This is a genomic window from Paenibacillus sp. J22P51 (assembly GCF_059692215.1).
This window is the reverse complement of the sequence record NZ_JCAUAZ010000007.1, coordinates 249,210-270,602: the sequence shown is the minus strand read 5'-3', so window position 1 is coordinate 270,602 and position 21,393 is coordinate 249,210. Positions and strand designations below refer to the sequence as shown.

Sequence of the window (21,393 nt, the reverse complement as noted above, 5' to 3'; positions counted from 1 at the left end):
CCATACTTGCTGCTCATACTTGCTGCTTAAATCTCTATGTGTTCAGATACTCTCGCTTCCAGAATGTCGATTAACTCTTCATCCATGAATTGATAATCATCCGGTATATCCAGAATAATAATCTGCTTATTCGCGATCTCCGTTTGAAATTTATCTTTTAGTCTTCTTAGATGCTTCTTTTCCATTACAAAAATAAGATCTGCCCATCCGATATGACCTTCCGTCACTCGAATTCTTGCGCCTTCCTCTGTGCCCGCGGACTTAACGATATAGTCATTCCGCTTATCAAATATTTTCTCAGCCGTTAAGCTTCTCCATTTGTTTCTGCTGCAAATAAATAATAACTTCGTTCCAACCACTCCCGATTTGAAAATACACACCGATTTATGGATAAATCTTTTCCCCATTTTCAAGCATCATTATAAATTCCTTAATGCGCTTCACGCGCGTTTCTTGCTTCTTCGCCGTATGAATCCGGAACGTGATGGCATATTTGTTTTGCCGATCCAACGTATCATAGAAGGCCTTAGCCTCGCTATTTCTCTCCAATTCCAACGCAAAATCCTCAGGAATGGCAGCATTGCTTTGCGGTTCATAGGCTTTCTCCCACTCCCCGTTCTTCTTAGCTGCTTCTATCGCCTTCAAACCAGACGGCTTCATTCTCCCCTGAGCAATCAGTACTTCTGCCTTTTCTTTATTCACTTTGGACCAAATGCTTTTGATCCCGCGAGGTGTAAAACGTTGCAGCCATGACTGCTCGTCCGCCTTTTCTTTCTGACTATCAATCCAGCCATAGCACAATGCGCTCTCTAGCGCCTGATCATACGAAACTGAAATCATTCGAGCACCTTTCTTCGCGATTTGCAATCGAATGCCAGGGGAAGTGTTATGATGAAGCGCAAGCCAATTCTCAAAAGCAAGTTGATCCTCAAAATGCAGCTGCGGTAATTCGTTTTTATGGTTCAATGTTTCTCCTCCTAATTATTCATCCAACACCTGATCGATACTGACCATGCCCATGGTCCCACCTCGGTTTCAATCTACCTCTTTTTCCTCACCAAAGCCCCAAACAAACATACGCCAAGAAAATAAACCGGAAAAAGGATAAGCCCCAAAAACGTAATTCCTAAGATTTGAAACATTTTATTTTCATCATCTATATCGTTATATTTATTAAAACCATAGAACATCCAAATCAGCCAAATGATCATCAGTACATAACCAAATCTATACGCCTTCATTATACCTTGGGCTCACTCTCATCGCCTAGGTATCCCAAGCTTTCTAGAGCTATTTTCAAAATAACACGATTATTCTCATAACCATTCAGATTGTGTAATGCCCACGCTTCTGCAGCGTTATGCCACTGGACACCTCGGATTTCCTCGGTTTGTGCTTTGAGCTCCCCACTAATGGCTTCCACTAAAAAATAATGCGTTTCTTTCTCAACCTGTCCATACTCTGTATGCTCGAACTGATAATAATTGATTGTCAGTGGCTGAATGATCTTGCCTACAATATTGGTTTCTTCTTTAATTTCGCGAAGTGCGGCTTGCTCTATTGTCTCTCCAGCTTCCATGCGACCTTTCGCAAAAGCCAGCTTCCGATACCGATCCACAATAAGTAAAATTTGAACATCATGGCCTATTTTACGGTAAACAACACCGCCTGCTGATATTTCCTTTTTCGTCATGTATGCAATCTTCCTCCAGTCCAACCCACTAAATCTATTCCTCATATGAATGCTAAGAAGGATCACCCTCTCCATTTTACAAATAGTACCAACAAAAAAGCAACCAAAGCGATTAGCTTCGGTTGCTCGGATCTCATTACTTCGTTTCTTGCAGCCACAAAATACTCGTCACACCACGTGGATAATACTTGCTTCCAGTGATCTCGCCTGAAATGATTTGATCACTCCAGCTCCAGATCGACAAGGTCGGATGTGTAAGCCAAGCTACATGAGCTGCATCAGCCGTGGCTCCCTTTTCATCCCAAGCCAAATCAAGGATTTCTCGTGCTACGAATTGGCACAAATAAATTTTGCTTAACCAGGAGTTATTACTTGTGGAGGAAAGCTTCCAGCCTCCATCCTCGAATAAGCAGGTGCCTTCTACAAGCACAACATCCAGATGCTTCTTCAATGCTTCGATATAGAAGCCGTAACGACCATTCACATCCAGCGCAGACTTATTGCCTGTGAAGTATGGGAATACCAGACCTTCAATTGCTGGGATGATTTTGGAATCATTGCCTTCACCGACAACGGCAGGAATATAACCTGCTTCGGTAACGTAAGACGTTACCGTTTGTGCGCACTTCAAAGCCTGCTCACTCGCGATAAGAGCCAGATCTTCTCTCCCATTTTGAGCAAAAATGGTTTCCATTGCCACGTATGCCGCCCAACATTTGCCCGCCATATAAATATTGTTACGGGATTGTCCTAGTGAGACGTCTAGGCTGTCATAGGTCGTGATTTCCGCTCCACCCATGGTGCGTGTGCTGTCCAGTGACATAACACCATTGCGCAGCTCTGGGTTCGGATGATCACGATTGATCATACTCGTTAAACATTTGTCAAAAATCGCTAGATTCGCTTGCAGCCACGCTTGATCATCGGTATGCGCCACATAGGTTGCTCCACATAACGTCCAATTCACCAACTGCTCATGCGTCATATGCGAGAAGCAGTCGTCCAAGCCGTAAAGCTCATAAGCAGAATAACTAGGACGTGAAAGTGTGTTGGCTACCCCCATGTCATGTGTAAAGGAAAGACCACCAGGGTATTCCGTCGTGTCGCCAGGGAAACAGACCATGTCTTCATAGCTATACCGTTTCGCGAACATATCCAACTCATTACGAACCGTCCATGGATTCACAGCCAGCTCATAGAATAATTGATCAACTGTCAAATCGAATGTGTTCATCATGCGATATTCGCCTTCATTGACGATCCAGAATGGCTCATCATCCATATCCAGAAGCTGTGTGTTTCCATAGTAGCTGCGAATGGCATGCGCAAGCATAAATTTCTGATCCGGTGATAAGCGAGAATCTTCGATGTTTGCGTCTGAGTTTTGAGCTAGTGCTGCTAGCTTATCGAAATTGCCCAAAGCGTAATCTGCAACAGCTTCAATATTCTTGAATAGTCGTGCATACGTATACGATGCATCTCGCCCCGCGGTAACGATGCCAGAACGATGGAAGCAAATGGCGAATTGATACGTACGCTTCTCACCCGCAGGCGTATCTGCGAACAAGGCACCAACCGTACCGAGGCCGAAGGTCAAGTTCTCAACAATTTTCATTTTCAAAATATCTTCGATCCTGAAATACATCCCAGAACGCACTTCTGGATCTCTGGAAACAATCGCCGTAATCCGACCTTGTCCGACACCCGCGGCGCCTTCCATCGTATCATCCAACCTGCGCATCGCACTGTACGGATCTGTACCTTGATAACCGAAGAAAACTCTTCTAGAGGAAGTACCTTTGGTATTATCAACGGTAATCGTAGCAAGAACGGCTGGGACTAGCGCTAAACGAAGCTCATCATCACTTGCCGTTGCTGGATCAGGAACCGACTGTGCCGGTGAAATAAGACTAAATTCCAAGTCGCCAGCCTTCCACGTATCCGTGCTGACTTTGAAATCTCTACGAATCTCCTCTTGTGCAAAAGGAAACAATAGCTTCTTCCTTCTCGGCCTCGGATCTGGATTCTCGATATCATATCGGAGGCTTTCATCTTCGTTAACCTGCTCGAAGAATGGCAATGCATCATAGGTGCCGCCTTCCGCAGATTCTAGACCAATATATATATTTTGCTTAGGAGGACGCGCTTGTTCTAAATCGAAGCCTCCGCTTTTGCCTGGAAATCCAAGGGTAAAGCTTGCGAATGCGCCAACTGGCGAATGGTGTGCGTTGAAAAATTGATTCTTCATTTCAGGATGCTCCTCTCGGTCATTTGCCCTTATTATACAATGATGGAAACCTCGAACCCATGGGCAATACGAACTTCCATTTGGACAAAAGAAACATTTGATTTCGACCCTAAGGAAGTGAGATATTTAGCTTAGCGAACAGATGATCACAACCTTTTCAAAGGAGTTATCGATATGAAAGTCCTTCAACAAGAATCATTACCCGCTGGTCTCGACAATGTCGTTCACGGGGGCATGCTGCCTGATGTGCAGGCATCTTTCCGGATTTTTGCCGCCCATCTTCGCAAGGTTAACGCGCAGTGGTCCTTCCCTGAGCATCAACATCCCATGTTTGAGCTGAATCTTGTCATAGAAGGCTCACAACGTATGCGTGTCGGAGAGAAGCAATTTGTACAGAAGCAGGGTGACTTGGTCTGGATTCTTCCTAATGAGGTGCATGCTAGCTTGGGCGCAGTCGATGGGAGCATGATGGCATACGTATGTGTTCATTTGGAAGTCACCGATCCTTGGCTCAGGCAGCAATTAAGTCAGATTAAGCAAACGCTTCACCCTTCTGGCAGCAAATTGGAGAGCTTTCTCCGTCCCATCCTGATGGATCTTGCACAAATAGCTAGAGAAAACGCCTCAAGCAGCCTGAACTTGAAGCTTCAGACGATGCATGCATCATTTCGTATTTTTACCGCGCTTAGCGAATTATTACTAGAAGAAGCTGTGGCTTCTACGCAGCAAAACGAAGATTCTGGCTTAGCTGCTCAACTGGCAACACTGATAGCGCATCAAGCGTCAACAACAGATAAGGGACAGGAACCTTTCCGCATAACAGTCATCGCGAAGCAGCTCGGTTATAGTCCCACGCATTGTAATCGTGTTTTTCAAAAAGCATACGGGGTATCGCCTCGTCAATATTTAAGTACAGTCAAGCTTCGCCAAGCAAAGTTGATGCTGATGGACCCAACACTTTCTATCGAGTACATTGCGGAACAGCTGGGTTACAAGGATTTGTCGCAATTCAGCAAACAATTCAAACGATGGACGAATTTATCTCCTACCGCTTATCGACATCTCTCTTGGTGAAAATAGGTTGGGTTTTGCTGAAGATACCATAAGATTTTTACCATTGTCTTGTCCTATACTCATAGATATTTCTATGGAGCTATACGATAAGGAGCATTGGATATGAAACTAAACGGTTATAAGTCCTTGTGGGAATGGAATGGTAACTGGAAGGGGAAATTAGAGCGAATCGCTGAGGCTGGATATTGCGGTGTTGAGTACACGCCTCCTTCTGACCCTAAGGAAGATCAGCAGTTTCGAAAAGACTTAGACGACATGAACTTGTCGTTTATAGCGCAAGTGGTGACGCGAGGCCCGAATCACACTCATTCTTTCCGTGAGCAGGTGCTTCGCGCTGCTGAGCTGCGACCTGATCTTATCAATTCGCACAGCGCAGCCGATCGCATGTCATCTGACGAGCAGCTGAGCTTCTTCGAAGCGGCGCTCCGCGTTGAGCAAGAGGTCGGAATTCCGATCGCGCATGAAACGCATCGGGGGCGGGCTTTTTTCACGCCGTGGCAAACGGCGGCCGTGTTGAAGCAGCTGCCGGAGATTACGATCGGCGCTGATTTCAGTCATTGGTGCGTAGCCTGCGAGAGCATGCCGAGTCCGGATGATGAGGACGTGAAGCTGAGCATAGCGCGTGCCATCCACATACATGGGCGCGTTGGGTTCCCGGAAGGTCCGCAGGTGTCGGACCCGAGGGCACCTGAATTTGCCGGTTATGTGGAAGCATTCATCGGCTTATGGTTGAGGATCTGCCAGAACCGATTCGATGCCGGAGCGGATACGATGACCTTTACGCCCGAATTCGGGCCGCCGCCGTATATGCAGGTACTGCCCTTCACACGTCAACCAGTGACAGACTTGTGGGAAGTAAATTTGTGGATGTATCGGACGTTCAAGACGAGGTTTGAGGCGATGTTTAATTGAAAAAACGGAGGCTTGGGACGTGGAGACACGTCTGGGGCTTCCGTTTTTTTAGTGGAAACTATTTTAGTTTGAGTTTCATAGTTATTTTCTTCGCCTCTTCAGTGGTCAGTGATATCGTGTAACTTCCTTTAACCCCGTCAAATTCGATGAGACCACTACTTGTGGGAGAAATGACTTTCTCCCATACAACGATATTTGATTTTATCACTTGAAGGGTCAACGTCCCTGATTCAACTGAGGATTCATACGGAATACTGATTCTTCCTGGGGTTTTCAGATCAAAATCTTCAATCTTATACGTACCTTTCAAAGAGCCAATACTGAGTTTGATGTTTCCATTCACGTTCGTTTTACTGGTAAACATCGATATATTATGGTTAGTGACCACCATATCTCCTCCGAAAGCTACAATAAGCTTTATCGCCGTCACAGCAATTAGGAAGATTGCAAAACTGAGAATGAAAAGCTTTAGTCGCTTCTTAGTCAAATGGTTGAACCCCTCTATTTTTAAAAGTACTTATGTTCTTTTCAATCATAATTCGACCGCTTTTCCAATGGGTATGCTGATCTAAGGGAACTAGGAGACACTATTCATGGCGAATCTTGCTAAATTGTCATCGAACGGAACTACAGGGTCTTATTTGTTCAAAAATCGTAAAAAATCACGAAATTCGTATAAATAGCGTCTCTTAGTTCCGCTAATCTCCGAAAATACCTGATTTTTTTAAAATAGCGCCCCTAGGTTCCCTTAGCCTACTCTATAGATAATGAATTTGAGAAACCAAATCGTCTATCGTTCCGATGATTTTATGCACCTCTGGCAACTGGTAAAACGTGCATGTTTTTTCAATTTCATTCATCTCATCGTCAGCAGCATACAAAAATATTGTCTTCCTAGCACCTAAAGCAAGTCCCATTTCTACGTGGCTTCCCTTGCCTGCCGGTAGCATGATGATGAATATGTCTGCATTCAACACAGCTTCTTTCTCTATTTGACCGATCTCCGCGAGCACTTGAAGAGTAGCATTACCTGTATGAACCGTCCAGTCGAAGGTTTGTATGCATCCCCGTGACTTCAACCGTTGTGCGACTTTTCGTACATTGTCGACGTTCTTGAAACTAGATGCGATGTAGAATTTCACTTGGATACCTCCAATCTAGTTAATCCAATCGACTCTCGTCAAAAGGATCTTCAAGCGTAGGGATTACAGAAGACAAATAGACGTCTTTCTCCTTAGTTAAATTTCCGCGTATTAATTTCCATACTACGAAGCAATTGGAATTGTCGTGCTGCTCACTAAAGTCTTCATCATCTTGAATATAAAGTAGTCCATAGGAGCCCGGCATTATCTCACCAATTTGTTGAAATAACTCAATCACATAATCACTGCGATGATTGTGCATCCCGGAAATAAGAACAGAGTCATGCCCATTACGTTGTTTAAGCGTGACTAGCTTTTCCACATCAAGTTCAGAAATTAAGCTTTTCAACTCAGCGATCCTAAGATCTTGCAGTCTGGAATCGGTATCATGTGTGTGATACCTTAAAACAGCCCAACCATTAAACTGGAACATAGCTAGCTCCTTATCCTAACCTTTTTCAGCTAAAATCTTTAACTGTTCGTTCCGATATGTCAAAAATCTCATCATATATTTCTTTAAGACAACTCTCTCAACTACCCATCCGAGCCAGCCCAATGGAGCTTCGAAATATAAGGTATCCTTCATTAAGGTTCGATTACCTAAATCAATAAATTCATGTTCGTGTCTCATACTTTTGAAAGTACCCTGCAGCATTTCATCAACAAAGCGATAGGGTCGAACGTAATTTGAAATGAGTGAAGTATGTCTTTGCCTAATGAAAAAGTGCCGCGCCTCAAAAGTGACCGTTTCCCCGCCGCTTATCATGCCTGTTGTTGTTCCAGCAATCGCTCGTTCCTTGGTGTGAGGCCAGACAGTCTGCGTATGTATATCAATATTACTTGCCATGTCAAAACAAACATCAATCGCTGCTTCAATTTCAATTTCTGTGAATACCTTTATCACTGGTTGCACCTCTTGATTCATTTGATTACATATTTGATAGTAAGAGTGAAAAGCAAAGAATAACCAGAAAACCATACGTTTCTTACGGTAAGGTTAAGTCATTGAGCGCGTTTTCTCCACTCTTCCAAGGTTAAATTATAACCCGTAATTACATCCACAATAAGAATCTCTTTCATATCCTCACTGACATAAAACGTTTGCCACCTAACAACATGATCACTGAAACTCTCTCCTATGTATAAATCGTAATACTTTCCTGTTCTTTCTGGGATATTTATTAAACCATCACTTAAAAATATGACTTTTGATATATTGGCTTCTTCTATCATTTGTTTGTATTTCTTTATTTCATCTACATTCTGTACGAGAAAGTCCATAATTTCTTCAACTGACTTCGGTTTCACATTGGTTACATTTTGTGGTGAAGCGCTAGGCAAAATGGGTGTTACAATAGCCGAACTTGCAGTTGGTAGCAATTCAGCTGGAACGACGGACGATTCACATGCTGTTAATCCCATTATGACAACGATTGATATTGAATGTAGAAATGATTTAGGCATAGCAAAAACTCCAATCCCGCAGATAAAACCCAATTCGACAAGAATAACTAATCTCCTTTGACTTTGTTATAAATAAAAAACAGCCTCCCAATGGAAGGCTGCCGCGATTTATTGCTGTATTTAATATTGCAATACTCATTACTCATTAGTTACTAATGAACTCCTGAACCCACTCACCGTTATAATAGGCAACACCGATTTGAGTGAAGTTGGGGCTTAGAATATTTTGACGATGACCTGCACTGTTCATCCATGCTGTCATGACGGCTTGTGGCGTTTGTTGACCTTTAGCGATGTTTTCACCCGCATAGGAATAGCTAATGCCGTAGGAGCGCATCATATCAAAAGGAGAGCCGTAGGTTGGTGATGTGTGATCGAAATACCCGTTATTGTACATATCTTTCGCTTTATCCAATGCCATCGCGGTTAATGCGCTGTTACTGGCCAAAGGCTTCAGTCCAGCCTTAGTACGCTCCTGGTTAACAAGGTTAACCACTTGGCTTGCAAAAGTAGATTGCGAAGGCGCAGTCGTAACCGGTGGTTTGACAGGTGCAGTTGTACTTGTGCTTCCAGGAATATTGAGCTTCATCCCCGACCAAATAACGTTGGGATTGGCAACTTGAGGATTTGCCTTAATAAGTGAAGATAGGCTAACGCCGTACTTCTTGGAGATTAACCACATGGTATCGTTGCCCGCTACCGTATGAGTTCCCGTTGCAGCAAATGCCGCATTCGCTCCCATAAGGACGGTCAAACCTAGTGCACCAGTAACTACAAGCTTTTTGTAACGTTTCAAAATAAACCTCTCCTTTTTGCGGCCTGCGAGGTTAGCTGTCGGATTCGGATCAAAGAGTAATCACCCGGCCGCGAGATTGCGGCTTCACCCCAAAGATTGGGTCCCCCGTGCTTCATAAAAGCTTCGGCCTTCTAAGTTTTTGATCCAAAATGGATCTTAAAGATTGTATCATGTGAAATCAATGAATACATGACTCAAAATTTTCCATTTAGATCCCGTTAACTCCTATTCACCATAATCTACTCGTATTTAGCCCCAGCTGTTGAACCGTCCGGATAGATAAAATAAGTATAGATTTGTCTATCTTTCCCTTGTGAATACCAAAGTTCAACTTTCTCAACTTTCCCTTCATCTGACCATGTTAAGACTATCTGTCCACCTAATTCCCCTTGCTCAATCCCTTTAAGATCGATATTTAGCCCTAAGTACTGATAGTCTGCGGAAGGTAAAATATCATAACGCCATACAGCTTGCTGCTTATCATCATTTGTTCGTTCAGCCGCAGGATTACCAAGAAGTTCTCTTACGTATTTTTGATCATTCCCAACGTTCAATCGATATTGGATTTGCCATACCTTTTTAGCCGTTTCGTCTGCAAAGCTTGCTGGTTCATTCATCAATGAAATAACATGATCACGTGAATTGTATGAAACGCCTAATCCTAACCCCTCGCCGATAAAACGAATAGGTACGTATTCCACAGGTCAACCCAAGCAAAAACTTTTTCATTTTATCTCTCTCCTCGAATTAATCTCACTATCCCCCACTACCCGCTGCCACAAAGCTAAAAGTCTCCCCAATCGCAACATCCTTACAACCATCCAGCTTATATGAAACACCTCGTTCTACTTTCTCAGAAACAATACGTGTACATTCCGTCTTCAGTCGTTGTTTGCTGCCATGTTTGTCCTCTGAATTATCATAAGTATAAGAAATCTTATCTTTTTTAAAAGCAAAATCATAATAAATCGGATCCCCCTCAATGGTCATTTGCATGATCCGAATCTGACTCTCAACGTGCCCTTCAACGTTTTTCAAAAATTGATTGAAACGATCAAGATTAATGATTCTGCCATGAATATTAATGACGTCTCCTTTTGCGGTCCCTTTGTCTATATCGTACCTCGAATCCGAGCATGAACTAAGCAACAAACAACTCAATACGAACAACATTCGACCGTACCTTATTTTCATTTCTGTTCCCCCTAACCGTTCCATCTACTGATTTGACGCAAACGCTACTGGAAATGTTTTGAAACAAAAAAATAAGCTTGAAATCTCAAGCTTGTCATCAAGCCAATACCTCATTTACCATGCCTGAATTAAAACCATGGTATACTAGTGCTAAATAATCACGTTCTTTCGCAGTACGTTTACAAGGAGTGGTGTCATATGTTGAAAAAAGAAATAAGCATTGCGTTAGGTACGCACAATCAAGCCAAACGAGCTGCCGTGGTCTTGGCTTCTGGTATTGAACCGATCTGTCACTCCGTCCCTTCCGGTGTGTCCGATCAGCCTATGACAGAAGACGAAACCGTCCTCGGTGCCATCAATCGGGCGAAACGTGTGCTTAACGCTGAGCCCGGTGCAGATATTGGGCTTGGTCTAGAAGGTGGACTTTCCTACGACGAGGTCCATACGAAACAATGGTATCTCTTCTCCGTTTGTGCAGCATGGGACGGGAAGCGGCTTTTCGTCGGCAAAGGTCTGTATTTTCCCATCCCCAATACAATTGGCGAGAGATTGAAGCAAGGCGGCACCGAGCTGCGTCATATTATTGATGAATTGAGCAGCACCGTAGGGAGCAATCACAAAGAGGGCGCATATGGCTTGTTTAGCGATGGGCGAATTACGCGGAGTGATGTTTTTCGAGATGCGGTTATTGCGGCGTTGACACCATTTCAGTCGTCTTTTTATAAGTAAGGTTGCGCGAAGATAGCGTACAAGAGAAAAAGGGCTTCCCTCAAGTAGATATTTCTACTGGGTCGCCCTTCTAGTTATCGGTTCTTCTCCTTAAATAAAGGCGCAATCCGATCAATCCGATTTGTCCAAATTCCACCTGAATACGATGCCGGAAGCCGCTCCACATCCGCCAAAGTATCAAACCCCGTTGAAAACTCAGTCCCATTTCCACCAACCACAATAACTCTCGTATCCACTTTAACCATCCGGTTTAGAAACTTGTTCGGCCATCCCCATAGCAACGGTGCTAACTTATCTGGTATATGAATTTGAATATGCTCGCACGCAGCAGGTGTAATACCTGTCCACCCATAGGAAAGGTAAGGGAGTAGACAGCTTTTCATTGTATCTATTGATATTACGCGCATGTCAGGCAGCTTTTCCTTCACTATCGCAACAGGTACATTCCCGCCATAGATCGTCAATTGGCTCCGACGCTCTGGCGATAACTTAGCCAACGTTTCAACGAGTAAGTCTCCCTCATTGGGATCATTGGTTTTAATATGTATCAGGAGCATTTTGTTTGGAAACTGTGTGAGTACCTCCGTTAACGAAGGCATTAATCCCACCCCTTTACCTCGAAAAGGGTACGTTTTCCCATTGTCGGCCGTGTAGCCGTAACCAATATCCACCTTTTTCAACTCAGTCATCGTGTAGTCTTTAGACTGACCTTTGACATTCGTCCGACAATCGAGCGTCCAATCATGAAAGACCGCGAATTGGTCATCTTTGGTCACATGAATGTCCAATTCGACCTCATCTGCACCAGCGTCAAACGCTGCTTGCATGGAAGGAATCGTATTCTCCAAATAAGGATGCTCTGGTTCGAAAATACGTTCGGCTGTGCAGGTATCGTTTTTCAGATTCTCCGTATGGAACGTTTGTGCGAGCCCGCGATGTGCCATCAGAAAGGGATCACCACTCCGCTCTTTGGCAAGTAACGAGGTATTATTTACGTAAATAAATACAATGAGAATAAGTAAGGCCCAAACAATTTTACTTCTAACTAATTTTTTTAAGCGTTTCATACGTCCTCCGTTTATGGTTTTCGTGCCTGCCAAATATACTTATGCTCCTTAATACCGAGCTCCCCCACCATACTTCCTTTTGTAGTAAGTTCGCTGATTAGCTTGTCAAGTTCATGCTTATGCTCTGTTTTGGTGAAATCCGGGCTCCCAGGGGCATCCGATAAAAAAAGTACGAGTTCTTCCCTCGTCGGGAAATACGTGACGGCATCTTGAAATTCTTCTAATACGATGTCTACGAATCTATTCTTCACAAGACGTTCTTTTACAGCATCTACACTGGTGTGAATCCCGAATATGGTTCCACCTGATTTCAGAACCCTGCTGTGATTGATAATGGAAGTCGGTCCTCTTCGATCATAAATCAAATCAAACTGTTCATCCACAAAGGGAAGTTCGGCTTTCGTCGTTGTATAGATAAATTCGACATTCTCAATTTGGCTGGAAGAAAGCAACTCCTGTGCGATTGTGATGAGTTCATTGGAATTATCAAATCCAATTATTCTTTTCGCGTACGCGGACATTTTCAAAGTAAATTCCCCATGACCAGAACCTGCATCCAAAATAGACTGATATTGAGGTAACATCGCAATAAGCCGATTCTCAAAAACATCCTCAGCAGATCTTCCTACTGTCTTATAAACCGCTCTGCTCTTATACCCGCCATTACGTCTGGCGATCATGTCGTACCATTCAATTCCCATAGGTAACCTCCGATAGGTAAAGATTAGTTATGATCCGAATGTTCGGAATGATTATCCACGCTTTGGATCGAAAGCAGCGCATCTGTACGTTTAGCAATAAGCAATTCGACTGTCTGTTCTACATGAAAATGTTCATATTCTGCGGCTTTTACTCGTACCTTCATTAATTTCCCATTTGGTTTCCGAATATGTACCCGATATTCCTCAAGATATTCTACTTTAGCTACCATCTTCTCCGCGTCATTTTGAATGAGATCTATACAAATAATGACGGCAAGTATAAGGAATACACCTAGAATGACACTAAAAAAGGAAACAAAGCCAACAGGTCGATTAGCGCCAATATTAATTAGTAATTGCATGCCAGTTAAAAAAATTAAGCTACAGACAACAATGAGCTGGGTATTAAGAGATCTCTCGTAGAGTTTCACTTTTTCCATCCTCCCTGTGCATTTATTAAAAATAAGCATGCAAATTTCTCAACAATTATGTCACCATGTACTCTATATGATATTCGCGAGACCCTTCCCATTCCCTGTTTGCATGTAAAATTGTGGGTTCGGCTGCTCCTGACGAACTCGCCATCCAAATAAAAAAAGGAGCATCCCAAGGGATGACTCCTTCTTCTTTTCAACCAAATTTCTTAGAACGCTTGAGCAGCCTTCACTGTTTCGCGCAAGCCTTCAGCAATGATATCCGCTGAGCGATCTTTGAATTGATTATGTCCTTCAATAACAACGACTTGTGTTTGAATACCGAACAATCCAAATACACCTCGAAGTGGTCTGATAGCGGACTCAACTTCAGCCATTGGTCCTTCGGAGTACACGCCGCCGCGTGCATTCAATAAGATGACCTTTTTATCGCCAGCAAGACCAACTGGACCTTCTGCTGTATATTTGAACGTTTTGCCTGCCTGACATAGGTAGGAAACATAAGTGGTCAATGGTGCTGGAGAAGTGAAGTTCCATAGTGGGAAAGCAATCACAATTTTATCAGCCGCAAGGAATTGATCCAAATAACGATTAGCGATCGTAGCAGCTGCTTGTTCTTGAGGTGTGAGCTCATACCCTGCATTTTGCTTAAACGTTCCCGTAATCGCGTCATTTCCGTAATAAGGAAGTTCAACATTATACAAATCAAGTTCTGAAATCACATCAGACGGATTCGCTTCTATATACGATTTCAAGAATGAATCGTACATTTGAACACTTACTGCTTGGTCTGAAGGTCGATCGTTTACTTTCACAAAAAGTACTGTTGCCATGACGTCATCTCTCCCATGTCTCTATCTAGTATTATTAGCACAATTTAATTGCAACTAACATAGGCACATTATAGGACAAGTGAGGTAATTACTCAAGTGAATTTTTTGACACATGTGTTAAAGTGCTAACATGACAGGCATTAGCGGGCTTTATTTTTCCGCTTATGATATACAAACCACGCAACACCGATCGTACCTACCACGAGTAATACGCTAAATAATAGTATGTAACTTAGATGGAATAACTGCATTTTTTCCTCTCCTCCACAACAATATCCACTCATTTCGCTTACTTATTAAGATGGGTCACACGAAGCTAAAATATGTATTTTTGCATAGAATAGTTGCAGGAGGTGCTGCAACGTGGATAATAAACGTACATGTCGACTCATCCGTTCATCACGAATAACTCATGGAAAGCAAGGATTTGATTACGCCGAGGCGATTTCCAAAGAAAGCGCTGACTCGCAAGGCATTTGCATGATGCTGCTAAGCATTCCTCCGGGTCAAAGAGCAACAGCTCATCTTCATCAAGATCATGAAACCGCCATTTATATGCTGGAAGGGAACGCGGCCATGTGGTTTGGGGAAAACTTGGAACAGCATATGGAGCTGGAAAAAGGTGATTTTCTCTACATTCCCGCTGGAATGCCTCATCTCCCTTATAATCCGAGTGAATCCGAGTCTTGTACCTGTGTCATTGCCCGCACCGACCCCAATGAACAGGAGAGTGTGCTCCTGCTTCCTGAGCTTGATGCGTTATGGGCTTCCAAAAAGATTTGAAGATAAGAAAAGCAGAGAATCCACCAAGGATCCTCTGCTTTATTATTTGAATTACATAAACGCTAACGTGTTGCCTGTTTCAAGCAAGCTCTTCAAGTTGCTAATAATAGCTGGCCAGCCATTATTAAAGCCTTCGAAGGTATCGTCTCGCTCGACAATATCGCTTTGTAGAAGCTTTTCATGCTTCAGGGTTAGCTTCACCGTGTCATTCATGGGTTTCAGCTCGAAGGTTACTCGAGTCGGTTGTGGGCGTTCTGTGGTATCTGCAACATAATGCCAAGTAAATGACAGGATGCGATACGGCTCACATTGCAAAATGATGCCATGATCCGTCACAATTCCCTCCCGCGAATAGGTGACTGTTGAGCCTTCTTGCCAATCGGATTGGACAGCTGTTCCGAAAAAATATTTTTCTGTAAACTCCGTGCTTGTCAATGCAGTCCAAAGTTTCTCTGGTGTTGTCGCGATATAAGTTACATAAATGAAAGTTACCTCAGACATTAGGTTTCTCCTCTTGCTCCAAATTTTTCTTCAAATCCTGGATTAGTACAATGCGTTCATGCTCGTATTTGCGAATCCAGCGGTCGTAAATATCAACGATCGGTGCCACGTGCAGATAATGGATTTTATGGCGTCCCTGCCACTCTACAATAACGAGTTGTGCTTCTTCCAAAAGCTGCAAATGCTTCGTGACAGATTGACGCGTCATCTCCAAATGTTCACAAAGCTCACTTAAGGTCTGGCCATTTCGTTTGTAAAGCTCATCAAGAAGTTGTCGACGGCTTGCATCAGCCAATGCTTTGAATACGTTGTCCATGCACCTATTATATGCAACCATTTGACTGCATGTCAATGTGCACAAAAGAAAAAGACCCGCTCTAAGCGGATCCCCTCTTATATCTTTTTAACAAACTCCGACTTTAATTTCATCGCCCCGAAATCATCAATTTTACAATCAATATCATGATCGCCTTCGACCAAGCGAATGTTTTTCACTTTTGTACCGATTTTGATTACAGATGAAGTCCCTTTTACTTTCAGATCTTTGATGACCGTGACGGAATCACCATCTTTCAATACATTGCCGTTCGCGTCTTTAACCACTTTCTGATCTTCACCGTTCTCATCGTCGCTTACTGATGACGACCACTCATGCGCACACTCTGGGCACACCAGAAGATCACCATCTTCATACGTGTATGCCGATTGGCATTTGGGGCAGTTCGGTAACTGTTCCATGCTGTCCATTCCTCCATTCAATAGTGCTTATAGTGCCACAAACGAGGCGAAATGACAAGCCAATAACTGCCAACCAACCTGCTCCCATGCCAATCCGCGACTTCAACTTACCTAATATCCACTAGGGGAAGTGCACGTTTCTTCGCCTTTAATGCCAAATAACAAGCAGTCACGATCGCACCCACTGTGCCGCAAATGATATCCGTCATGGTATCGAGCAGGCTTCCGTTTTGAGAGTTTAGTCCGAAGAGGTGGTCTGTTGCGAACTCATATATTTCCCATACTCCTGCCATCGCGACCGAAAAAAACAAGCACAGCCAAACCGCGACATGCGCTGTGTGGGGCTCAGTCCCCTCTTGATGATCAGCCGCTTTGCTATAAATCAATAAGCCGATGAAGCAGAGGATCACCCCCGAGAAGAGATGCTCCATTTTATCCAAATAAGGAATAACGCCATAATAGCCGAATTCGTTCGCAACGAACATCGTGATGAAAATAAACAGCAGTACACAGAACCGCAACGATGTGAACATGGTTGTCTTCGTCCATTTGATAACAAGTCGAATGAGCTGCAGCACAGCCACAATGAGCACCGCTTGAAACATTTTGGCCATGTTGCCTTTCATGAGAAAATACACAAAACAACCACCAGCCAATACATACATCGCTAGTTCAAAGAGGTCATTCCAACGATCCTTGCCCTTCATCTGGTTCATCTCCCTATTACATAATGAGAAAAGGAAGCACGTTACCGGTATTTTTCCAATTACTTCATTATCCTATGCCCATATTTCAAACAAATGAATGACTCTCTATCTACAAAAGAAAAATCCCGCCTGTCCGCTTTACAGCGAATGGCGGGGTTATTCTTGACTATTTTTTGTCTGCAAGCCATGTCGACAATGAACTGACTTCATCATCGGATAGCTTCCCTTTAAAAGCTGGCATTGCACCCTTCCCATTCGCAATGATTCCGGTGAGTTGTTCCTTTGAGTGCTTTCCGCCAACCTTTTGAAGATTCGGACCTACCATTCCTTCCAAATTAGCACCATGACAGCTGACACAGTTTGCCTTGAAGACCGTCTGTGCATCAACCTTTGTTGTTGCTCCTGTACTTGCAGATGCTGTTGGTGTTGTTGTCGTGGTGCCTGGAGTTGGGCTAGGTGTCGTTCCACTCTTTCCGCATGCCGATAATGCACCAGCAAGCAATAAGGTGAGGACTACGATCTTTCTGTTCATGAGTATGCTTCTCCTCACATTCATAGGCTCAAATGCCGGGTATAGAAAACGGATACCTACCACTACATTGCCCCCGTTTCCATAATTCCATGCAATTCATGCATAGGAAATACGCTTACAGCTCACCATATCCATAACTACCCAGATGTACATAAAATTCCAAGGAGGTATGACAAGTTGGCTGACAAAAAAACGCAAACTCATACGCCCGATCACTCACGCCGCCGTTTTCTCAAGTACACGGGAACAGCCATTGGTGGCGCAGTGGTTGGTGGCGTCATTGGAAGCGCAGTGTCAGGAGGCTTTAAGAAAGATGCAACAAAGACCTCACCTTCGTCTACTGTAAGTCCTAAACCACAAGTCACGGCAGATTATAACCAAGCACCGATGTTTTTCAATCAATCCCAACTGCAAATAGCTGAAGCCGCGGCTGAACGTATCTTTCCCAAGGACGAGAACGGTCCTGGAGCTACAGAGCTTGGCGTTGCATTCTATATCGACCATCAGTTAGCCAGTCCATGGGGAGTGAATGCCCGTACGTATCGAATGGGTCCGTTTGTGAAGGGTGAAGCCACACAGGGTGATTACCTTAGTATCCAACGCCATGAACTCGTCACGATGGGACTGAACAGTCTAGAGGAAACGGCAAAAACCAAGCATACCAAAGGCTTCGTAGAAATTAAACCCGAGGAACAAGATGCGATTCTAACCTCGATGGAAAAAGGCGAAATCAGCGTCGTTAACGGAGTTACTGGTAAAACCTTTTTTAACCTTTTCCGCATACTTGTCATGGAAGGTGTCTATTCCGATCCCTTGTATGGCGGGAATAAGAATATGGCTGGCTGGAAAATGCGTAAATATCCAGGTAATCAGATGAGTTATATGAATATGATCGATAAAGATCAATTCGTGGCTATGGAGCCTCGCAGCTTGCACGATCATTTCGTTCATTAAGATTACGACTCTCACGAAGGAAGGAATTCGTTGATGGCTACTAAAATGCCGAAAGTCCCCGTTGTCATTGTGGGTATGGGATGGGTCGGGGGAATAATTGCCGCTGAGTTAGCAAAGCAGGGTGTCAAGGTTGTTGGCTTAGAGCGCGGGAAGCCGCGTAGTACGGCAGATTACTATATGGTGCATGATGAGCTGCGTTACGCCTCTCGCTATGATCTCATGCAGGATTTATCCAAAGAGACCGTAACGTTCCGAAATACGGAGAAGATGGCCGCTGTGCCTATGCGTGAGTATGGCTCCTTCCTGCTCGGGGAAGGACTAGGCGGGGCAAGTGTGCATTGGAATGGACAAACGTTAAGGTTTCTTCCTTACGACTTCGAGATTTACAGCAAAACAGTGGAACGTTATGGGAAACAGAAAATTCCTGAAGGGATGACGATCCAAGATTGGGGCATCACGTATGATACGTTGGAGCCCTATTTCGATAAATTCGAGAAATTAGCTGGAATTTCTGGTGAAGCTGAACAGAATCCACTAGTGGGCAAACGTTCTGCTCCGTTCCCGACCAAACCGATGGTGAAAACACCAGTCTTGAAATTGTTCGAAGATGCGACCAAAAAGCTCGGCTACCATCCCTATATGATGCCTTCCGCTAACTTATCTGAGCAGTACACGAACCCAGATGGCATTACCCGTGCTGCATGCCAATATTGCGGCTATTGCGAGCGTTTTGGTTGTGAATACGGCGCAAAAGCAGATGTCATTGTGACCTCGCTTCCCGTTGCTCAGAAAACCGGCAATTTCGAGCTGCGCTCTTACTCCAATGTGATTCAGGTGCTCAATGATGGCAAGAAAGCAAGCGGCGTTGTGTATGTGAACACAGTAACCGGAGAACAGTTTGAGCAGCCTGCGGATGTTGTCATTATGGCCAGCTATGTATTTAATAACATTAAGCTTCTTCTCACCTCCAAATTAGGCAAACCGTATGATCCAGCCACAGGTAAAGGCGTCATCGGTAAAAATTACTGCTACCAAACGAACGGCGGGAATGCGACAGGCTTTTTCGATGAAAAACAGTTCAACTTGTATGCAGGGGCTGGCTCCCTTGGCATGGAGATTCCTGATTTCAATGGCGATAATTTCGACCATACGAATCTGAATTTCATCCATGGTGCAGGTATCCGGATCTCCCAAACAGGTCAACGACCGATCGCCACGAACTCTGTTCCTAAAGGCACACCTTCGTGGGGGAAAGACTTCAAGCAAAAGTCATTGAAATATGCGAACAGTGTATTGGCTGTTTCTCCGCAGGGAAGCAGCCTGCCATGGAAACATCATTATGTGGATTTGGATCCGACCTATAAGGATGCCTACGGTCTTCCGCTCCCACGGATCACTTTCGATTTTGAAGAGCAGGATCGTCAAATGATCAAATTCATGGCGGGGAAAGCTGCTGAAATCATGAAAGAAATGAATCCATCGACCATTGGCTCGTCGGATCAGCTTGCTCCATACAATATCGTTCCCTATCAATCAACACATAACACAGGTGGTGTAATTATGGGCGCTGATCCCTCCACTTCCGCTGTGAACTCGTATTTACAAATGTGGGATGCGGAGAATGTGTTCGTGGTAGGTGCTTCAGCGTTCGCTCATAACAGTGGTTACAATCCAACAGGAACAGTTGGAGCCTTGGCATATCGCGCAGTGGACGGCATTGCGAAATATTTGAAACAAGGTGGAAGTGTCGTTTAATGCAGGCCAGAATACACGTTTCGTGAGAAGGGAGAAATGGCATGGAGCAGGAAGATTGGATCTTGCATTTGACTGAGGTTCGCAAGCGCTTGCTGATCGTATTGGGCTGGTTCATCATCACGCTGTGTGTCGGCTTATACCTCTCATCAGACATCCTATTGTACTTGAAGTCACAGCCATTGATCGGAGAAATCAAATGGAATGTGTTTTCTTTCACAGATGGGCTGATGATTTATATGAAATGTGCGGCTCTGTTCGCTGCTTTATTTACGGTGCCCGTCGTTCTCTACCAAGCATGGGCCTTCGTGAAGCCGGGATTAACCGAAACCGAATCGAGGAACGCGCTTCCTTACATACCCGTCGCATTTGCGCTGTTTATCATCGGGGTTTCGTTCAGCTATTGGGTCGTATTCCCGATGATGATGCGTTTCATGATTCGAATGAATCAATCCATTGGCGCAGTCGAGACGTATGGGATAGATCGATATTTCGCTTTCCTTTTTCAAATTGTCATTCCGATGGCGATCGCGTTTGAGCTGCCAGTGGTTCTATTGTTTTTAACCAAAATCGGGCTGCTAACCCCTCAAATTCTGAAAATGTCCAGAAAATACGCGTATATCGCGCTCACCATCACAGGCTCGTGTATCTCGCCACCTGATATGATTTCACACTTATCAGTCACCGTGCCTTTAATTCTCTTGTTTGAAATCAGCGTATTGGTTGCTGGCTGGCAGTGGCGTGCCATGCAGCGTGTTGCAAAGCTAAACCTTGTTGAAGATTGAAAAGAAAAAATATGAAATGAAAAGAGGATGATTTGTATGTTCAACAATATCGGGGTTTCAGGATTAATCTTAATACTGGCTATCGCCTTAATCGTCTTCGGACCTTCCAAGCTGCCACAGCTGGGCCGCGCCTTCGGGGATACTCTGCGTGAGTTCCGTAACTCAACACGCAATATCATGGAAGATGGCGAACATGATCATTTGATCGAAAATGAAGGCAAAAAGCCGCCGCTATAAGCAAAAGCAGGCACAATGCTTTGATCTGTAGTGATGTTTTTCATCACTACAGATCTTATAATCATGCTAGTACTGCTTTTTTTGATCTGTAGTGATGGTTTTCATCACTACAGATCT

29 protein-coding genes and 1 riboswitch are annotated in these 21,393 nt (G+C 44.0%); of the genes, 8 read left to right on the top strand and 21 right to left on the bottom strand.

Translation table 11 applies throughout. From position 1 onward, the window contains the following. Positions 1-26: 26 nt before the first annotated feature. The 4 genes from AC58QC_RS17560 to AC58QC_RS17545 all read right to left on the bottom strand — a co-directional run bounded on the left by AC58QC_RS17560 (position 27) and on the right by AC58QC_RS17545 (position 3,941). A complete protein-coding gene (locus tag AC58QC_RS17560) occupies positions 27-407 on the bottom strand; it encodes a low molecular weight protein tyrosine phosphatase family protein (RefSeq protein WP_497416417.1) in 381 nt (126 codons plus the stop codon). Then, positions 385-966 (bottom strand): YdeI/OmpD-associated family protein, encoded by a 582-nt coding sequence (locus tag AC58QC_RS17555; protein WP_497416416.1) that lies wholly within the window; start codon positions 964-966, stop codon positions 385-387. The genes AC58QC_RS17560 and AC58QC_RS17555 overlap by 23 nt, the downstream gene beginning before the upstream one ends. Positions 967-1,240: 274 nt before the next feature. Further along, positions 1,241-1,693 (bottom strand): NUDIX hydrolase, encoded by a 453-nt coding sequence (locus AC58QC_RS17550; RefSeq protein ID WP_497416415.1) that lies wholly within the window; start codon positions 1,691-1,693, stop codon positions 1,241-1,243. 136 nt (positions 1,694-1,829) lie between these two features. Continuing rightward, positions 1,830-3,941: a glycoside hydrolase family 52 protein gene (locus AC58QC_RS17545; protein WP_497416414.1), complete on the bottom strand. Its 2,112-nt coding sequence runs from the start codon at positions 3,939-3,941 to the stop codon at positions 1,830-1,832. Positions 3,942-4,115: 174 nt separating this feature from the next. On the opposite strand from AC58QC_RS17545, the gene AC58QC_RS17540 reads away from it, so the two are divergent. Then, positions 4,116-5,015, top strand: a complete 900-nt coding sequence (locus AC58QC_RS17540) for an AraC family transcriptional regulator (RefSeq protein WP_497416413.1) — start codon at positions 4,116-4,118, stop codon at positions 5,013-5,015. A gap of 102 nt (positions 5,016-5,117) precedes the next feature. Beyond that, positions 5,118-5,927: a sugar phosphate isomerase/epimerase family protein gene (locus AC58QC_RS17535; RefSeq protein WP_497416412.1), complete on the top strand. Its 810-nt coding sequence runs from the start codon at positions 5,118-5,120 to the stop codon at positions 5,925-5,927. A gap of 58 nt (positions 5,928-5,985) precedes the next feature. Here AC58QC_RS17535 and AC58QC_RS17530 read toward each other — a convergent pair whose 3' ends face one another. The 8 genes from AC58QC_RS17530 to AC58QC_RS17495 all read right to left on the bottom strand — a co-directional run bounded on the left by AC58QC_RS17530 (position 5,986) and on the right by AC58QC_RS17495 (position 10,523). Further along, a complete protein-coding gene (locus tag AC58QC_RS17530) occupies positions 5,986-6,414 on the bottom strand; it encodes a hypothetical protein (protein ID WP_497416411.1) in 429 nt (142 codons plus the stop codon). A gap of 271 nt (positions 6,415-6,685) precedes the next feature. Then, positions 6,686-7,069 carry a group-specific protein gene (locus AC58QC_RS17525; protein ID WP_497416410.1) on the bottom strand — a complete coding sequence of 128 codons (384 nt, stop codon included), beginning with the start codon at positions 7,067-7,069 and terminating at the stop codon, positions 6,686-6,688. Between the two features lie 19 nt (positions 7,070-7,088). Beyond that, complete coding sequence (locus AC58QC_RS17520) at positions 7,089-7,502, bottom strand: Imm7 family immunity protein (protein ID WP_497416409.1); 414 nt, start codon at positions 7,500-7,502, stop codon at positions 7,089-7,091. Between the two features lie 15 nt (positions 7,503-7,517). Continuing rightward, the gene (locus tag AC58QC_RS17515) at positions 7,518-7,973 is read right to left on the bottom strand and encodes an SRPBCC family protein (RefSeq protein ID WP_497416408.1); all 456 of its coding nucleotides are present in this window, start codon (positions 7,971-7,973) and stop codon (positions 7,518-7,520) included. Positions 7,974-8,071: 98 nt separating this feature from the next. Beyond that, a complete protein-coding gene (locus tag AC58QC_RS17510) occupies positions 8,072-8,533 on the bottom strand; it encodes a hypothetical protein (protein WP_497416407.1) in 462 nt (153 codons plus the stop codon). Positions 8,534-8,678: 145 nt separating this feature from the next. Next, entirely contained in the window at positions 8,679-9,329 is a 651-nt protein-coding gene (locus tag AC58QC_RS17505; RefSeq protein ID WP_497416406.1) for a CAP domain-containing protein, read from the bottom strand. Positions 9,330-9,334: 5 nt separating this feature from the next. Beyond that, a riboswitch (cyclic di-AMP (ydaO/yuaA leader) is annotated at positions 9,335-9,468 on the bottom strand. Between the two features lie 100 nt (positions 9,469-9,568). Beyond that, a complete protein-coding gene (locus AC58QC_RS17500; protein WP_497416405.1) occupies positions 9,569-10,030 on the bottom strand; it encodes a hypothetical protein in 462 nt (153 codons plus the stop codon). A 55-nt stretch (positions 10,031-10,085) separates the two neighbouring features. Continuing rightward, positions 10,086-10,523: a DUF4362 domain-containing protein gene (locus tag AC58QC_RS17495; RefSeq protein ID WP_497416404.1), complete on the bottom strand. Its 438-nt coding sequence runs from the start codon at positions 10,521-10,523 to the stop codon at positions 10,086-10,088. A 198-nt stretch (positions 10,524-10,721) separates the two neighbouring features. Here AC58QC_RS17495 and AC58QC_RS17490 point away from each other — a divergent pair, with 198 nt between their 5' ends. After that, positions 10,722-11,252: a DUF84 family protein gene (locus tag AC58QC_RS17490; RefSeq protein WP_497416403.1), complete on the top strand. Its 531-nt coding sequence runs from the start codon at positions 10,722-10,724 to the stop codon at positions 11,250-11,252. A gap of 74 nt (positions 11,253-11,326) precedes the next feature. On the opposite strand, the gene AC58QC_RS17485 is transcribed toward AC58QC_RS17490, so the two are convergent. The 4 genes from AC58QC_RS17485 to AC58QC_RS17470 form a co-directional block, all read right to left on the bottom strand. Next, on the bottom strand, positions 11,327-12,319 hold the full coding sequence (locus tag AC58QC_RS17485) for a glycerophosphodiester phosphodiesterase family protein (RefSeq protein ID WP_497416402.1): 993 nt from the start codon (positions 12,317-12,319) through the stop codon (positions 11,327-11,329). Between the two features lie 11 nt (positions 12,320-12,330). Further along, entirely contained in the window at positions 12,331-13,020 is a 690-nt protein-coding gene (locus tag AC58QC_RS17480; protein ID WP_497416401.1) for a class I SAM-dependent methyltransferase, read from the bottom strand. A gap of 23 nt (positions 13,021-13,043) precedes the next feature. Continuing rightward, the gene (locus tag AC58QC_RS17475; RefSeq protein WP_497416400.1) at positions 13,044-13,460 is read right to left on the bottom strand and encodes a hypothetical protein; all 417 of its coding nucleotides are present in this window, start codon (positions 13,458-13,460) and stop codon (positions 13,044-13,046) included. Positions 13,461-13,663: 203 nt separating this feature from the next. Beyond that, the gene (locus AC58QC_RS17470) at positions 13,664-14,287 is read right to left on the bottom strand and encodes an FMN-dependent NADH-azoreductase (protein WP_497416399.1); all 624 of its coding nucleotides are present in this window, start codon (positions 14,285-14,287) and stop codon (positions 13,664-13,666) included. A gap of 363 nt (positions 14,288-14,650) precedes the next feature. Here AC58QC_RS17470 and AC58QC_RS17465 point away from each other — a divergent pair, with 363 nt between their 5' ends. Next, positions 14,651-15,070 carry a cupin domain-containing protein gene (locus AC58QC_RS17465; RefSeq protein ID WP_497416398.1) on the top strand — a complete coding sequence of 140 codons (420 nt, stop codon included), beginning with the start codon at positions 14,651-14,653 and terminating at the stop codon, positions 15,068-15,070. A 51-nt stretch (positions 15,071-15,121) separates the two neighbouring features. Here AC58QC_RS17465 and AC58QC_RS17460 read toward each other — a convergent pair whose 3' ends face one another. The 5 genes from AC58QC_RS17460 to AC58QC_RS17440 all read right to left on the bottom strand — a co-directional run bounded on the left by AC58QC_RS17460 (position 15,122) and on the right by AC58QC_RS17440 (position 17,548). Further along, entirely contained in the window at positions 15,122-15,571 is a 450-nt protein-coding gene (locus AC58QC_RS17460) for an SRPBCC family protein (RefSeq protein WP_497416397.1), read from the bottom strand. After that, positions 15,564-15,887, bottom strand: coding sequence for an ArsR/SmtB family transcription factor (locus tag AC58QC_RS17455; RefSeq protein WP_497416396.1), 324 nt, complete (start codon positions 15,885-15,887; stop codon positions 15,564-15,566). The genes AC58QC_RS17460 and AC58QC_RS17455 overlap by 8 nt, the downstream gene beginning before the upstream one ends. Positions 15,888-15,964: 77 nt before the next feature. Continuing rightward, positions 15,965-16,309, bottom strand: a complete 345-nt coding sequence (locus AC58QC_RS17450; protein ID WP_497416395.1) for a zinc ribbon domain-containing protein YjdM — start codon at positions 16,307-16,309, stop codon at positions 15,965-15,967. A 107-nt stretch (positions 16,310-16,416) separates the two neighbouring features. Next, the gene (locus AC58QC_RS17445) at positions 16,417-17,016 is read right to left on the bottom strand and encodes a DUF2238 domain-containing protein (protein WP_497416394.1); all 600 of its coding nucleotides are present in this window, start codon (positions 17,014-17,016) and stop codon (positions 16,417-16,419) included. A gap of 166 nt (positions 17,017-17,182) precedes the next feature. Further along, positions 17,183-17,548 carry a c-type cytochrome gene (locus AC58QC_RS17440; RefSeq protein ID WP_497416393.1) on the bottom strand — a complete coding sequence of 122 codons (366 nt, stop codon included), beginning with the start codon at positions 17,546-17,548 and terminating at the stop codon, positions 17,183-17,185. A 177-nt stretch (positions 17,549-17,725) separates the two neighbouring features. On the opposite strand from AC58QC_RS17440, the gene AC58QC_RS17435 reads away from it, so the two are divergent. The 4 genes from AC58QC_RS17435 to tatA are packed head-to-tail and all read left to right on the top strand — an operon-like array spanning position 17,726 to position 21,276. Continuing rightward, entirely contained in the window at positions 17,726-18,502 is a 777-nt protein-coding gene (locus tag AC58QC_RS17435) for a gluconate 2-dehydrogenase subunit 3 family protein (RefSeq protein ID WP_497416392.1), read from the top strand. A 33-nt stretch (positions 18,503-18,535) separates the two neighbouring features. After that, complete coding sequence (locus tag AC58QC_RS17430) at positions 18,536-20,257, top strand: GMC family oxidoreductase (protein WP_497416391.1); 1,722 nt, start codon at positions 18,536-18,538, stop codon at positions 20,255-20,257. Positions 20,258-20,298: 41 nt separating this feature from the next. Continuing rightward, complete coding sequence (tatC, locus tag AC58QC_RS17425) at positions 20,299-21,039, top strand: twin-arginine translocase subunit TatC (protein ID WP_497416390.1); 741 nt, start codon at positions 20,299-20,301, stop codon at positions 21,037-21,039. 36 nt (positions 21,040-21,075) lie between these two features. Beyond that, a complete protein-coding gene (gene tatA, locus AC58QC_RS17420; RefSeq protein WP_028555878.1) occupies positions 21,076-21,276 on the top strand; it encodes a twin-arginine translocase TatA/TatE family subunit in 201 nt (66 codons plus the stop codon). Positions 21,277-21,393: the final 117 nt, after the last annotated feature.